A 12,210-nucleotide genomic window follows, 5' to 3' on the forward strand; every position below is an offset into this window, starting at 1 on the left:
GCGGGGCGGCGGGCGGCACTATCGCGGCGGCAGGGTAGCGAGGATGGCTTGCGCCGTCTTCGTATCCGTTATCACGGCGTTGATCAGCCGGGCGCGAGCGGCGCCGATGATGGCCGTCGCCTTTTCCGGCGACGCCGCGACACCGATCACCAGCGGCACGGCGCGGAGCTGCGCCGGCGACATAGCGATCATCCGGCCCTCTCCTTCCCAGGCGATCAGCGCGCCATCGGCATCGAAATAATGCCGAAGGACATCGCCGGCCGCATGGACCAGCGCCTGCTCGCTCGGCGTGGCGGCGCTCGCCTCGGGTGCATTGATGGCATGCGGCAGGCCGATGCCGACGATCGCCACATCGGTCCTGTCCCACAGCGCGACGGCATCGCTGATGGCGGCATCACCAAGGAAGACTTCACGCAATTCACTGGAAGGCAGATAGGGCGCATGAATGAAGTGCGGTGTCCCGCCGAACTCCTCGGCGGCGAGGCGGACGAATTCGTTGACCTGAAAATGCGCCGCGTGCTGCTGCATGCCGCCGGTGGCGGCAACGGTCAGCACGCCCGGAATGCGCGGCAGGCCGGCGCGGATCACCTCGCGCACCGCGCGCCCCCAGCCGATGGCGACCACGGAGCCGGCCACCAATTGCGCCTGCTTGAGAAGGCCGCCGAGCGGGCCGGCCAGCGCCGTCAGCGCGCCTGCGGCCGGCGTCTCGACCACCGCTGCGTCACGCAGGCCTAGCCTATCGATTAGCTGTCCGGTGATCTCCTCAGGTGCCGCCAGATCGAGAACCTCGATACGGACGATCCCTTCCGCCCGCGCCCGCTGCAAGAGGCGCGATATGGTCGCGGTGGAGACGCCAAGCTGCCGCGCGATATCGACCTGCGACATCTCCGCCTCGTAATGCAGTTTGGCGACCGTGTGCAGCATCGTGCGCGATGCGGTCGCATCCTGAATGGGAGGGACAGCCAGCTTGCAATTCCTTTCAGCAACGTGTTACACACGTATACGCCGATGGGAGTTATCGCGCAAATCCGGCGAACTCGCAACTTGAGGCCGTCCTGCCCAGGCGCCGGCAAGGTGTGCTTTTCCGGACGGCGCATCAAGACGGCAATTCTCCCCTGCCGGCAGGCGGGCAAAAACTGAACATTCTTGTTTCCACGGGATCCGCGCCCTCGGCCAGAGAGCGCCAACATCGGACAGAGACCATGACAAAGATGACCACCGCGGAGCTGCGCGGCTATCAGCAGATATGCGGCAAGGACGGGGCCATGCTGGCCATCGCCTGCGACCAGCGCGGCGGCATGCGCACCTTGCTGGCGTCGGATCCGGCCGAACAGGCCAGGATCACCAACGACATGCTCGGCGACACCAAGGCCGACATCACGCGCTACCTTGCAAGTGCCGCGTCCTGCGTGCTGCTCGACCCGCTCTGCGCGGTGCCGCGGGTTGTCGAGGAGGGCGTGCTGAACCGCGATACCGCGCTGCTTATCGGCCTCGACGCCTCGGGTTTCGACGTCTCGCCTGAAGGCTATCGCCTGTCGCGCCTTGTCCCCGGCATCGATGCGCGCCGCGTGCGCGAACTGGGTGGCACGGGCGGCAAGATCATGGTGTATCTGCGGGCCGACAAGCCCGAAGCGAATGAGCACAACATTGCCATCCTGCGCCAATGCATCGCCGATTTCGGGCAGGAAGATTTGTTGCTCGTCGTCGAATTCCTGACCTATCAGCTCGAAGGCGAAAGCCCTGAAGATTATGCGGCGAAGACGCCGTGGCTTGTCGAGGAAGGCACAAGGATCTCGCTGGAGTGCGGGGCGAAGGTGCTGAAGCTTCCGTATCCCGGAACGCCGGAAGCCTGCGCCAACATCACGAGAATGGCCGGCGAGGTGCCGTGGGCGGTGCTTTCGGCCGGCGTCAACCACGCCACCTTCCTCGGCCAGGTCGAGATTGCCATGCAGAACGGCGCCTCCGGCGTCATCGCCGGCCGCTCGCTGTGGAAGGACTGCATCTCGCTCGATCGTGACATTCAGCGCGAAAGGCTTAAGGCCATCGCGGTGCCGCGATTGCGTGAGATCCAGGCGGTGATCGGGTATCACCGGCGCAAGGCCGCCGCCTGATATCTGCGTTGGATCACCGGCACGTGCAGGACGTCATGCCTCTCAGCATAGGGATCGATATAGGCGGCACCAATCTGCGGGCCGCCCGCATTTCGGGCACCGGGGAAATCCTCGAACGTCTGTCCGAAAAGAGCGCGCCGGACCCGCAGCTTGTGCTCTCGCGAATCGCCGGGATGGTGCGCCGGCTCGATACATCTGAGGTTTCGGCCATCGGCATCGGTGTTCCCGGCCGCGTCGACGCGCATCGCCGCGCGGTCCTGTCCGGCGGCTATGTCAATCTGGCCTCCGTCTCGCTGGCGCAGTGCCTGGAGGACATGGCCGGCAAGCCCGTCGTCATCGACAATGACTGCAACATGGCACTGGTCGCCGAGATGGCGCTCGGCGCCGGCCGGGGCCATCACGACGTCGCCATGTTCACCATCGGCACCGGCATTGGCGGGGCCGTCGCTCAAGATCGGCGGATCATGCGTGGCCGGGCAACGGCAGGGCAGCTCGGCCACATCACCGTCGACGTCAATGGCGAGATCTGCGCCTGCGGCCGGCACGGTTGTGTCGAGACCACCAGTTCGGGCACCGCGCTTGGCCGTCACATCGCGCGGGCCGGCTTGCGTCCCGACCTTTCGGTCGACCAGCTCTTTGCCCGCAACGCCGCCGGAGACGTCCAGGCGCGCGCTATACTCGAAGCCTGGGCAATGCCTTTGCGTGCCGCCATCGATACCAGCGTCGCCATGTTCGACCCCGGTGTCGTCCTGCTCGGCGGCGGTCTTGGCTGGGCGGCACACAAGGCGCTCGGCCGCGCGCCGGCCCTGGCGCCGTGGTACCAGTGCCCGGTCGAGCCGGCGCAGCTCGGCGACGACGCCGGCGTGATCGGGGCGGGATTGCAGGCGCTGGCCGGAACAGACATGGCGACAGCGCCGATTTTTGGCCGGCATTTTGTGCAAGCCGGCGCGGCCAGGCGCGCCGTGCTGGTCAACGGCATCCCGGCCAGCGGCAAGAGCACGGTGTCGCGCGGCATCGCCGACCGCATGGGATGGCCGTTGCTTGCGCTCGATACGATCAAGAATCCGTTTCTCGAAGCGCTCGGCGGCGGCGACCGCGCATTCAACCGCACGCTCGGCCGCGCCAGCTATCAGGCGATCTGGTCAGTCGTCGGCGAAGCCCCAGCGGGCTCCACATTCATCGTCGACGCCTGGTTCGGTTTCCAGCCGCGCGAGCTGCTCGAGGATCATCTCAGGAATGCCGGGGTCGAACAGACCGTCGAAATCTGGTGCCATGCGCCGGGCGAGGTTTTGGCCGAACGCTATGGCGCCCGGCTCGGCCAGCGTCCCGCCGGCCATCCAGGCGCGGCCTATATCCCCGAACTGATCGAACTCGCCAGGCGCGCCGAACCGCTGCGGCGCGGCCCGCTCTTCGACGTCGACACGACGAAACCGATCGACTTCGATGCCATCATGGCATGGCTGCGAGCGATGATGACGGGCGACGTTTAGAACGTTGATGGACAAGAAGCAGCTGGGCTCGCCAACTCCGAAAGCCGTTTCGCTTTCGAGCTGGCCAGGCCTGCCTAGTCAATAACCGACGGTGAAGCGCTGCTTTATGTAGGCGGGCTTCTCGATCTCGTCGACCATCGCGATGGCGTAATCCTCGAAGGAAATGCTGCTGCCCTTGTCCGAAGCCAGAAGCGTGTCCTTGCCGAGGCGGAGCTTGCCGGTCCGCTCGCCTGGGATGAACATGGCGGACGGCGACAGGAACGTCCAGTCGAGGTCATCGATGGTCTTCAGCTTGTCCAGGAAGTCAGCGCCCTTCTGCGCCTCGGCCTTGTAGATGTCAGGAAATTCGGGCGTGTCGACCAGCCGCTTGCCAGGCGAGACCTCAAGGCTGCCCGCGCCACCGACGACCAGGTAGCGCTTCACGCCGGAGGCTCGCACCGCGGCGATCAGCGTGTCGGCATCGCTGTCGAGGAAATGCACCGAACTGATCACCACATCGTGGCCGCGGATCAGCTTGGCCAGGCCTTCCATGTCGAAGACGTCGCCCTTCCTGGCCGCCACGCCAGGCAGCGCCGCGATTTTTTCAGGATTGCGGGCGATGCCGGTGACCGTGTGGCCACGGCCGGAGAGTTCCTTGAGCAGGCGCGAACCGACTGCGCCCGATGCGCCGATGAGAGCGACTTTTGCCATGTCTTTTCCATTCCTTGTTGGAGGTCGGTTGGGGGTCACGCGGCCGCGATATGAGCGAGGAGATTGTCGAAACTGCCGAACAGCGCGTTCGAACCGATGAGGCGCGGCGCATCGTTGCTCATGATGGCGAGCGAAGGCACGCCGTTGGAATGCAGGCGCTGGAACAGCGCGCGGCCTCGGCCGACCAGTTCGCGGTGAGCTGTCAGCAATCCTTCGGTTGGCGCCTTCACCAGTTCGCCGGCATCGGCCATGCCGGCGTCGGCGAGCACCTCGGCGACACCGCCGACCGTGACGATATCGCGCCCATCGACATAGCGCGCGTTCTGGATCGCCTTCAGCGCGGCGAGCCGGCGGTCGGGATCTTCGAGGCCCGCCGCGGTGATCGCGAGGGTCGCGGCATGGGAATCCAGCAACGTGCCGCGAACATTCAGCACGTTGTCCCGATAGCCCTGCGTGAAAACCTGTCCGGTCAAGCGCTCGATGCGCTGGTCGTTCGCCCAGGCATGGGCGGCAAAACCGTCATCCATCGGCCGGGCGCCTGCCCCCGAAAACAGGCCGGTCGGCAAGAGCTCGATGCGCACGCCGCTGGCGGACAGTTTTTCGAGCATCGGGCTTGCGCCATAGCACCAGCCGCAGAGCGGATCGAAAAGGTAGGTCACTTCTGGATTGCCCACGATCGTCCGGTCTCCGTTGCCGTGGCGTTGGCTGCCGCATCCGCCAGACTTCTTGGCCACATGTGGCAGGTGGCGGTCTTGCAATAAATAGCGTCCAATAATACAGACTGTCTGATCCAATCAGACAAAGCGCATGACCGAACTCCTGAATCTCAATCGGCTCGTCTATTTCACCACGGTGATGGAGACAGGCTCGTTCACCACGGCGGCGGACCGGCTTGGCGTAGCCAAGGCCGTGGTCAGCCACCAGGTCGGCAGGCTTGAACAGGAATTGGGCGCGACGCTCATGCGGCGCACGACGCGGCGTGTCATGCCGACCGAGGAGGGTCGCCTGTTCTACGACCGCGCGATGATCATCCTGCGCGAAGCCGAAGCGGCCTATGGCGAGATCTCGCACGGGGCGATCGAACCCAAGGGAATGCTGAGGCTGACCGCGCCGCTCGACTATGGCACGAAGATCGTTGCGCCGGTCATGGCCGCCTATCTCCGAACCTATCCGCATATGCGCGTCGAGGCGATTTTCGATGACGCCGTCAGCAATCTGGTGGACGAGCAGATCGACCTCGGCATCCGCGTCGGCTGGCTTGCGGATTCGTCCAATCAGGCGCGGCGCCTGGGCACGATACAGCAGGTCGTGGTGGCGAACCCGAGCTTCGCCGCAAGCCTGCCGCCCGATGTCACCCCGCGCCAGGCAAGATCGCTTGCCTGGGTCGGCAACGCCCAGCTGCGCGGCATCGGCCAATGGCTGTTTTCAAGAGAGGGAGAAACGGTGTTGACCGAACTCAACCCGGTCATCATGTGCGACAAGAGCCCGGCGGCTCTTGCCTGCGTGCTCGCCGGTATCGGATTGGGCGTATTTCCCGACTACAGTGTCGGCGACGATATCGCCGAGGGGCGTCTCGTGCCGGTATTTGCCGACTGGATGTTGCCTGCCGGCGGCATCCATGCCGTTTTCCCTCCGGCCCGGTTCCGGCCAGCCAAGGTCCGCGCCTTCGTCGAGTTGCTGGCGGCCGCCGAGAAGAAACGCTCGCGTCTCGTCGAAACGGCCTGAGGCGGCGAGCACCGCCCGCCAGCTCGAGGCTGGCGGGCTGATCGCTTTGGTCGCCGGGGCGCTCACCGATAGGTCGCAAATAGATACTCAATCCGCTCGCACGGCGCGGCCACCGGATGCGATACTGGCAGGCGAGATCATATTCGGCACCAGAATGTCATTGCGGCGCGCGAAGGCGATCAAGGTCGCCCGCACGGTTTCCGCATCGATCTCACCGGCAATGCCGGCTTTGCAAGCGTTGAGGGCGACGGCATGGGCGCCGTTTCGGCTGGCAACGGGCCAGTCCTGCAACACGGCATATGCTTCCATCGCAGTCTCGATCGTTACCGGAAGCCCCATTCCGACCAAGATCGTCACGGGTTCTTCAAAGCGCATCTGTGCCATGATTTAAACCTCCATTCGATGGCAAACGAACCGAAGCATGTCGGGCAGCCTGGTGCGCGAAGACAGGTCGGCGCGGATAGGGCGGGTGCGCCGGTGTCGTCGGATTTCCGGCGGCCGCGAGCCTGATCTCGGCTGGCTCGACCGAGCTTGGCTTGAGCACTGGCGAGCCTCGGCCAGGCGCCGGTAGCGCCCTATGCGCCCTGGCGAGCGCCTCGAGCCAGGCAAGGACGGAAAGCGGCGGAAGCGCCCGCCCATCGAGCCAGGCGGCGACCTGGCTTTGCGGGCAACCAAGCTCGTCGACGAGGTCTGCCGCTTTCCACCTCAACGTTTTCAGGCATTCACGCAATTGGCCCACGATCATGTCGGTCCTCTTCCCAACCGGACATCGGTCCATCGTTTGCTGTGGGGCTCCGATGATCGCGTCCTCCATCCCTGGTTGAGCCGCCGGAGCCTTCCGAGGCTGCCGACACATGCTGCGCGGCCAGGAACATCAGCGTCGACGCCGCCGTACGGCGGCTCCAGCCTGCGGACTCGGCCATGTCGAGAACGCGCATCAACAATGGCCCCAGCACGCTCCTGCATTCTGCCTCGTAGGCGAGAAATTCGTTTGCCGGATGCGTGGGCGCCGAAACCGAACCGATACCGGTCATAGTGGTCTCTCTCCAAACTTTCCCCGGGAAGCGCCCGCTCCCACTTCTGGGAGCGGGCGGCCTCCAAGCGTCCTAGAAGTCCATGCCCGCGCCGGCGGGCATGGCAGGGGTCGCGGCCTCCTTCTTTGGCTTCTCGGCTACCATCGCCTCGGTGGTGACCAGCAGGCCAGCGACGGAAGCGGCATCCTGAAGCGCGGTGCGCACGACCTTTGCCGGATCGATGACGCCTTGACCGTAGAGATCGCCGAACTCGTTGGTCTGGGCGTTCCAGCCCCAGCCGAACTCGCTCTTCTCACGCAGCTTGCCGACGATGATCGAGCCCTCGGCGCCGGCGTTCTCCGCGATCTGGCGCACCGGGGTCTCGATCGCACGCCGCACGATCTCGACACCGGTCCTCTGGTCGGCATTGTCGATCGGCAAGGCATCGAGCGCCTTGGCGGCCCGGAGCAACGCGACGCCGCCGCCCGGGAGTACGCCTTCCTCGACCGCCGCACGGGTCGCATGCAGCGCGTCGTCGACACGGTCCTTGCGCTCCTTCACCTCGACTTCCGTCGAACCGCCGACACGGATGACGGCGACGCCACCGGCGAGCTTCGCCAGCCGCTCCTGCAGTTTCTCGCGGTCGTAGTCGGAGGTAGTCTCCTCGATCTGCGCTTTGATCTGGGCGATGCGGCCCTGGATCTCTTCCTTGCGGCCAACGCCGTCGACGATGGTGGTGTTTTCTTTTTCGATCACCACTTTCTTGGCGCGGCCCAGCATCTGCAGCGTGACGTTCTCGAGCTTGATGCCGAGATCCTCGCTGATCGCCGTGCCGCCGGTGAGGATGGCAATATCCTCCAGCATCGCCTTGCGGCGATCGCCGAAGCCGGGCGCCTTGACTGCCGCGACCTTCAGGCCGCCGCGCAATTTGTTCACGACCAGCGTGGCGAGCGCCTCGCCCTCGACATCCTCGGCGATGATCAGCAGCGGCTTGCCCGACTGCACGACTGCCTCGAGGACGGGGAGCATGGCTTGCAGGTTGGACAGTTTCTTCTCGTGGATCAGCACGTAGGGCTCTTCGAGCTCGACGCGCATCTTGTCCTGGTTGGTGATAAAGTACGGGCTGAGATAGCCGCGGTCGAACTGCATGCCTTCGACCACCTCCAGTTCGGTCTCGGCGGTCTTGGCCTCCTCCACCGTGATGACACCTTCATTGCCGACCTTCTCCATCGCCTCGGCGAGGAACCGGCCGATCTCGGGATCGCCATTGGCCGAAATGGTGCCGACCTGGGCGATCTCATCGTTTTTCGTCACCTTGCGAGCGTTGGCCTTCAGTTCGGCGACGACCGCCTCCACGGCCTTGTCGATGCCGCGTTTCAAATCCATCGGATTCATGCCCGAGGCAACGGCCTTGGCACCTTCCTTGACGATGGCTTGGGCCAGAACGGTCGCGGTCGTGGTGCCGTCGCCGGCGATGTCGTTGGTCTTCGAAGCGACTTCGCGCACCATCTGCGCGCCCATGTTTTCGAACTTGTCTTCCAGTTCGATCTCCTTGGCCACCGTCACACCATCCTTGGTGATGCGCGGCGCGCCGAAGGATTTATCGATAACGACGTTGCGGCCTTTGGGACCGAGCGTCACCTTCACCGCATTGGCCAGAATGTCGACGCCGCGCAGCATCTTCTCGCGGGCTTCGGTATGGAATTTCACTTCCTTGGCAGCCATTGGATCACTCCTTCAATTTAGGCAGCTTTCGTTGACTGATAACTTGGCAAGAAGCCGTCAGGCGGCCTTCTTCACGGTCGCGGTCTGCTCGATCACGCCCATCACATCGCTTTCCTTCATGATGATCAGGTCTTGGCCGCCGAGCTTGATCTCGGTGCCGGACCATTTGCCGAACAGAATGCGGTCACCCACCTTGACGTCGAGCGGCTGTAGCTGCCCGGCTTCGTTTCGGGCGCCGGGGCCGGCGGCGATCACCTCGCCTTCCTGCGGCTTTTCCTTGGCTGTGTCGGGAATGATAATGCCGCCAGCCGTTTTCTCCTCGGCTTCGATGCGGCGGACCAGGATACGGTCGTGCAATGGGCGGAACGTCATGTCGTTCTCCTTCAAGGACAAACAGTTTTTGAGGTTCCTCCGCGCCGGACCGGCAATATCGGCCCGGCACGAGGTGCCGCGACCCTTGTTCAGGCATCGCGCGCGCATATCGAGCTAGTTTTGGAATTTTCCGGTTTCAAGAGGTTGGCGCAAAAATTTTGGCACTCGTCGCACGAGAGTGCCAACGCGTTGTTATCATGCAGGAATTCTCACCAAGTCGACGATTTCACCGCTTGAATTTTGGTAGAGGGCCAACAAGATTATCCTGGCCGGCGCTGCCGAAGCACAGCCGGAAACTGGACGCTATCGAGGAGTTTTTGCAGACGGAGGACAACGATGGACCGACAGAAATTTTCGCCGATCATGCCTTCCCTGACTGACACGCCCGACACCTCGCTTGACCGGCTGCTTTCGCCGGCGAGGCACTTCAAACATCCTGACGAGGTATTGGAAGACGACGCGCTCGACCTCTGGGAAAAGCGGGCGATCCTGTCGTCTTGGGCCTCGGATGCCTGCGCGGTGGAGTCGATGCCGGAACTGCGCCTGCCGCCGGGAGTCGAGCGGCCGGTTTCCTTCGACCACGTCATGGAGGCCTTGTGCAAGCTCGACATCGACGTGCCGGCGCCGCGGTCCACGCCGGATGAATTCCGGCACGACTTCGCCAGGATGAATGCATGAGGTCGTAAGCGAAAGGAGAAACATATGGTGACTGCGGTCAGCAGAGAATTCCGCCTGCAGATGGATGGCTACGGCCTGACCACGGCCGAGATTCACTATCATATGCCTGACTACCCCAACCTGCTGCAGCTCTATGTCTGGCAGGAATACGACCTCGCTCCCGATTTCCCGGAGCTGAAGGGCTTCCTTGGCTATTGGGAAAGCGAACTGGACGGCACGCTGCATTCCGTGCGCGTCGCACATCATCGTCTAATCACACCGTCGGAATGGCGCGCCGTTGACGGCATCGTTGCCATCCATTGAGCGGATCACATTGAGCGGATCAAAAAACCTGAAGCGCGTCGCCTGCAACGCGGCGCGCTCAAAGGCTCGATTGAGCATACCTAAAATCAGAGTTCCCGAGCAGGATGAGTGATGGGATTCGTGTCATCCTGCTCTGACAGCCATCGGCTGGGCCGTCCTTGACATCGCCGCGGAACGGAATTGCTGGGGCGAAGCGGAGCGGCCCCTCGTCAGGCCGGCTCGCTTGGCCGCCTTCAAGAAGGCCTTGTAGGCGGCACGCCCGCTGCGCCAGCCATCCAGCGCATCACGGCATGCACGGCCGGCGGCGCGCCAGCTTGGTCCGCGCGCCCATTTCGGCCATTGTTGATCCAGGCATTCCAGAGCCTCGAAGCTGCTGGCGACCTTGCGTGGGGCGTCCGACAATTCGAGGGTAATCGGCTGGGGAAACCGAATATCGTTCATCACTTCCTCCGTTTTTTGACGTCTTTTTGCGAGTAAGCAATCGGATGGCGTCACCGGCGACCGTCCATCCGTGATCGAGATGGTCAGCCGTTCAGGCCGCGTCAAGGGCCGCCGGAATCTCGACGAGACGTTCGATCAGGCCTCTTGACGCCACGCCCGTCAGTTCCCAGATCGATTCCGCCGGCGCCGGAAGGGCCGGCAGGTCAAGGAGTGCCGCATCCTTGGCACTCCTCGTACCCATGTTGCTCAGCGAAGGAGGATATGGCTATGAGAACCGCTTTCGACTTTTCACCGCTCTATCGGTCGAGCATAGGCTTCGACCGCATTTTCGACCTGCTGGAGAATGCCAGCCGCACGGCGAACGTCGACAACTGGCCGCCCTACGACATCTCCAGGACCGGTGACGACGCCTACCGCATCACCATGGCGGTAGCCGGCTTCGGTCAAGACGAATTGAGCATCGTGCATGAACCCAACATGCTCGTCATCGCCGGCGAGCGTGCCGGAGAGGACAATGGCGAATACCTGCATCGCGGCATCGCCGGACGGCCGTTTGAGCGACGCTTCGAACTTGCCGACCATGTGAAGGTGACCGGCGCCGGCCTCGTCAACGGTCTCCTGACCGTCGATCTTCAGCGTGAGATTCCCGAAGAGATGAAACCGCGCAAGATCGAGATCGGCACCAGCATGGCCAAAGCCAAGGAAAAATCCGCGGCAAAGCCCGTGCAAGTGGAAAAACAGGCCGCGTGAGGCAATTCGGGTCAGGGCTTCCACCAACCGGACGCCGGTCGCCCGGTGGTGGAGACGCAAGCAAAGAGGAGAAAGACAATGAGCGTACGTGATCTCATTCCTTTTGGCCGGGAACGCGGACAGGTGCCCAGCCTTTTGCGCGATGGCGAACGTGATCCGTTCATGTCGTTGCACCGCGAGGTCAACCGTCTTTTCGACGATGTTTTCCGTGGTTTCGGTTCGGGGCTGCCGTCCTTGTCTTCCGTTGCCGCCGACGGCGCACGCTGGCCAAGCGTCGAGATCTCCGACACTGGAAAGGAGGTCCGTGTCACGGCCGAAGTGCCCGGCATGGAGGAAAAGGACATCGAGGTCCTGCTCGATGACGACGTGCTGACCCTGAAGGGCGAAAAGCGGTCCGAGACCGAGGACAAGGAGCGCCAGTTCTCCGAGCGCTATTACGGTCGTTTCGAGCGCCGCATTCCGCTCGGCATCGAGGTAGAGCAAGACAATGTCGAAGCGCGCTTCAGGAACGGCGTCCTGACGGTTACATTGCCGAAGACCGCGAGAGCGCAAGCGCAGGCAAAGCGGATCGAGATCAAGAGTTGAACCACCTATGCCGGCGGTGGGACAAACCCACCCGCCGGTTCTGGTCGAGACGGCAGTATTGACGGCTTACACTGCGGACGCGATCGCTTGCTGGCTGGATTATCTTCGGCGACAGGTCTGCCTTTTGTGCGGTGGCCCGCTGAACGCTTTGGCTTGGCTTGGCTTGGATTTCTTTTTGACCTTGGGCGTCGGCTTTGGGTGTTTGCTGGGCCTGTGATGAGGGTTCTCAAATCAGCGGGCGGCCATCAGTCGGATACAAGAACAGCCCGGGGTGAGCCGGGCTGTTTTGATTTGGTTGCGGGGACAGGATTTGAACCTGTGACCTTC

16 protein-coding genes are annotated in these 12,210 nt (G+C 63.5%); 7 read left to right on the forward strand and 9 right to left on the reverse strand.

Annotated elements, in window-relative coordinates; translation table 11 throughout:
• Nucleotides 1-18 precede the first annotated feature (18 nt).
• The gene (locus tag FJ953_RS12535) at nucleotides 19-924 is read right to left on the reverse strand and encodes a sugar-binding domain-containing protein (protein ID WP_140624446.1); all 906 of its coding nucleotides are present in this window, start codon (nucleotides 922-924) and stop codon (nucleotides 19-21) included.
• Between the two features lie 278 nt (nucleotides 925-1,202).
• Here FJ953_RS12535 and FJ953_RS12540 point away from each other — a divergent pair, with 278 nt between their 5' ends.
• Both FJ953_RS12540 and FJ953_RS12545 read left to right on the forward strand, forming a co-directional pair.
• Nucleotides 1,203-2,111, forward strand: coding sequence for a tagatose-bisphosphate aldolase (locus FJ953_RS12540; protein ID WP_140624447.1), 909 nt, complete (start codon nucleotides 1,203-1,205; stop codon nucleotides 2,109-2,111).
• 35 nt (nucleotides 2,112-2,146) lie between these two features.
• Entirely contained in the window at nucleotides 2,147-3,601 is a 1,455-nt protein-coding gene (locus FJ953_RS12545) for an ROK family protein (protein WP_140624448.1), read from the forward strand.
• Between the two features lie 78 nt (nucleotides 3,602-3,679).
• Here FJ953_RS12545 and FJ953_RS12550 read toward each other — a convergent pair whose 3' ends face one another.
• Complete coding sequence (locus FJ953_RS12550) at nucleotides 3,680-4,291, reverse strand: NAD(P)-dependent oxidoreductase (RefSeq protein ID WP_140624449.1); 612 nt, start codon at nucleotides 4,289-4,291, stop codon at nucleotides 3,680-3,682.
• A 35-nt stretch (nucleotides 4,292-4,326) separates the two neighbouring features.
• A complete protein-coding gene (locus FJ953_RS12555; protein ID WP_140624450.1) occupies nucleotides 4,327-4,965 on the reverse strand; it encodes a DsbA family protein in 639 nt (212 codons plus the stop codon).
• A 133-nt stretch (nucleotides 4,966-5,098) separates the two neighbouring features.
• Between FJ953_RS12555 and FJ953_RS12560 the strand changes: the two genes are divergently transcribed.
• A complete protein-coding gene (locus FJ953_RS12560) occupies nucleotides 5,099-6,016 on the forward strand; it encodes a LysR family transcriptional regulator (RefSeq protein ID WP_140624451.1) in 918 nt (305 codons plus the stop codon).
• An 87-nt stretch (nucleotides 6,017-6,103) separates the two neighbouring features.
• On the opposite strand, the gene FJ953_RS12565 is transcribed toward FJ953_RS12560, so the two are convergent.
• The 4 genes from FJ953_RS12565 to FJ953_RS12580 all read right to left on the reverse strand — a co-directional run bounded on the left by FJ953_RS12565 (nucleotide 6,104) and on the right by FJ953_RS12580 (nucleotide 9,126).
• Entirely contained in the window at nucleotides 6,104-6,400 is a 297-nt protein-coding gene (locus FJ953_RS12565; protein ID WP_140624452.1) for a DUF982 domain-containing protein, read from the reverse strand.
• A 338-nt stretch (nucleotides 6,401-6,738) separates the two neighbouring features.
• A complete protein-coding gene (locus FJ953_RS12570) occupies nucleotides 6,739-7,050 on the reverse strand; it encodes a hypothetical protein (protein ID WP_224518917.1) in 312 nt (103 codons plus the stop codon).
• Between the two features lie 72 nt (nucleotides 7,051-7,122).
• A complete protein-coding gene (gene groL, locus FJ953_RS12575; RefSeq protein ID WP_140513825.1) occupies nucleotides 7,123-8,754 on the reverse strand; it encodes a chaperonin GroEL in 1,632 nt (543 codons plus the stop codon).
• Between the two features lie 57 nt (nucleotides 8,755-8,811).
• Nucleotides 8,812-9,126, reverse strand: coding sequence for a co-chaperone GroES (locus FJ953_RS12580; protein ID WP_140513826.1), 315 nt, complete (start codon nucleotides 9,124-9,126; stop codon nucleotides 8,812-8,814).
• A 336-nt stretch (nucleotides 9,127-9,462) separates the two neighbouring features.
• Between FJ953_RS12580 and FJ953_RS12585 the strand changes: the two genes are divergently transcribed.
• Both FJ953_RS12585 and FJ953_RS12590 read left to right on the forward strand, forming a co-directional pair.
• The gene (locus FJ953_RS12585) at nucleotides 9,463-9,804 is read left to right on the forward strand and encodes a hypothetical protein (protein WP_224518916.1); all 342 of its coding nucleotides are present in this window, start codon (nucleotides 9,463-9,465) and stop codon (nucleotides 9,802-9,804) included.
• A 24-nt stretch (nucleotides 9,805-9,828) separates the two neighbouring features.
• Entirely contained in the window at nucleotides 9,829-10,107 is a 279-nt protein-coding gene (locus FJ953_RS12590) for an usg protein (RefSeq protein WP_140500453.1), read from the forward strand.
• Between the two features lie 123 nt (nucleotides 10,108-10,230).
• Here FJ953_RS12590 and FJ953_RS12595 read toward each other — a convergent pair whose 3' ends face one another.
• Nucleotides 10,231-10,602: a DUF982 domain-containing protein gene (locus FJ953_RS12595; RefSeq protein ID WP_224671551.1), complete on the reverse strand. Its 372-nt coding sequence runs from the start codon at nucleotides 10,600-10,602 to the stop codon at nucleotides 10,231-10,233.
• A gap of 37 nt (nucleotides 10,603-10,639) precedes the next feature.
• On the reverse strand, nucleotides 10,640-10,789 hold the full coding sequence (locus FJ953_RS30420) for a hypothetical protein (protein WP_181165362.1): 150 nt from the start codon (nucleotides 10,787-10,789) through the stop codon (nucleotides 10,640-10,642).
• Between the two features lie 26 nt (nucleotides 10,790-10,815).
• On the opposite strand from FJ953_RS30420, the gene FJ953_RS12600 reads away from it, so the two are divergent.
• Nucleotides 10,816-11,298, forward strand: coding sequence for an Hsp20 family protein (locus FJ953_RS12600; RefSeq protein WP_140500457.1), 483 nt, complete (start codon nucleotides 10,816-10,818; stop codon nucleotides 11,296-11,298).
• A gap of 78 nt (nucleotides 11,299-11,376) precedes the next feature.
• A complete protein-coding gene (locus FJ953_RS12605) occupies nucleotides 11,377-11,883 on the forward strand; it encodes an Hsp20/alpha crystallin family protein (RefSeq protein WP_140584074.1) in 507 nt (168 codons plus the stop codon).
• Nucleotides 11,884-12,210: the final 327 nt, after the last annotated feature.

This window comes from Mesorhizobium sp. B2-3-6 (assembly GCF_006442305.1).
Taxonomy (GTDB): Bacteria; Pseudomonadota; Alphaproteobacteria; order Rhizobiales; family Rhizobiaceae; genus Mesorhizobium.

Coding starts and splice junctions, on each gene's coding strand:
- FJ953_RS12535 (WP_140624446.1), bottom strand. CDS start 924: ATGCTGCACACGGTCGCCAAACTGCATTACGAGGCGGAGATGTCGCAG.
- FJ953_RS12540 (WP_140624447.1), top strand. CDS start 1,203: ATGACAAAGATGACCACCGCGGAGCTGCGCGGCTATCAGCAGATATGC.
- FJ953_RS12545 (WP_140624448.1), top strand. CDS start 2,147: ATGCCTCTCAGCATAGGGATCGATATAGGCGGCACCAATCTGCGGGCC.
- FJ953_RS12550 (WP_140624449.1), bottom strand. CDS start 4,291: ATGGCAAAAGTCGCTCTCATCGGCGCATCGGGCGCAGTCGGTTCGCGC.
- FJ953_RS12560 (WP_140624451.1), top strand. CDS start 5,099: ATGACCGAACTCCTGAATCTCAATCGGCTCGTCTATTTCACCACGGTG.
- FJ953_RS12565 (WP_140624452.1), bottom strand. CDS start 6,400: ATGGCACAGATGCGCTTTGAAGAACCCGTGACGATCTTGGTCGGAATG.
- FJ953_RS12570 (WP_224518917.1), bottom strand. CDS start 7,050: ATGACCGGTATCGGTTCGGTTTCGGCGCCCACGCATCCGGCAAACGAA.
- groL (WP_140513825.1), bottom strand. CDS start 8,754: ATGGCTGCCAAGGAAGTGAAATTCCATACCGAAGCCCGCGAGAAGATG.
- FJ953_RS12580 (WP_140513826.1), bottom strand. CDS start 9,126: ATGACGTTCCGCCCATTGCACGACCGTATCCTGGTCCGCCGCATCGAA.
- FJ953_RS12585 (WP_224518916.1), top strand. CDS start 9,463: ATGGACCGACAGAAATTTTCGCCGATCATGCCTTCCCTGACTGACACG.
- FJ953_RS12590 (WP_140500453.1), top strand. CDS start 9,829: ATGGTGACTGCGGTCAGCAGAGAATTCCGCCTGCAGATGGATGGCTAC.
- FJ953_RS30420 (WP_181165362.1), bottom strand. CDS start 10,789: ATGGGTACGAGGAGTGCCAAGGATGCGGCACTCCTTGACCTGCCGGCC.
- FJ953_RS12600 (WP_140500457.1), top strand. CDS start 10,816: ATGAGAACCGCTTTCGACTTTTCACCGCTCTATCGGTCGAGCATAGGC.
- FJ953_RS12605 (WP_140584074.1), top strand. CDS start 11,377: ATGAGCGTACGTGATCTCATTCCTTTTGGCCGGGAACGCGGACAGGTG.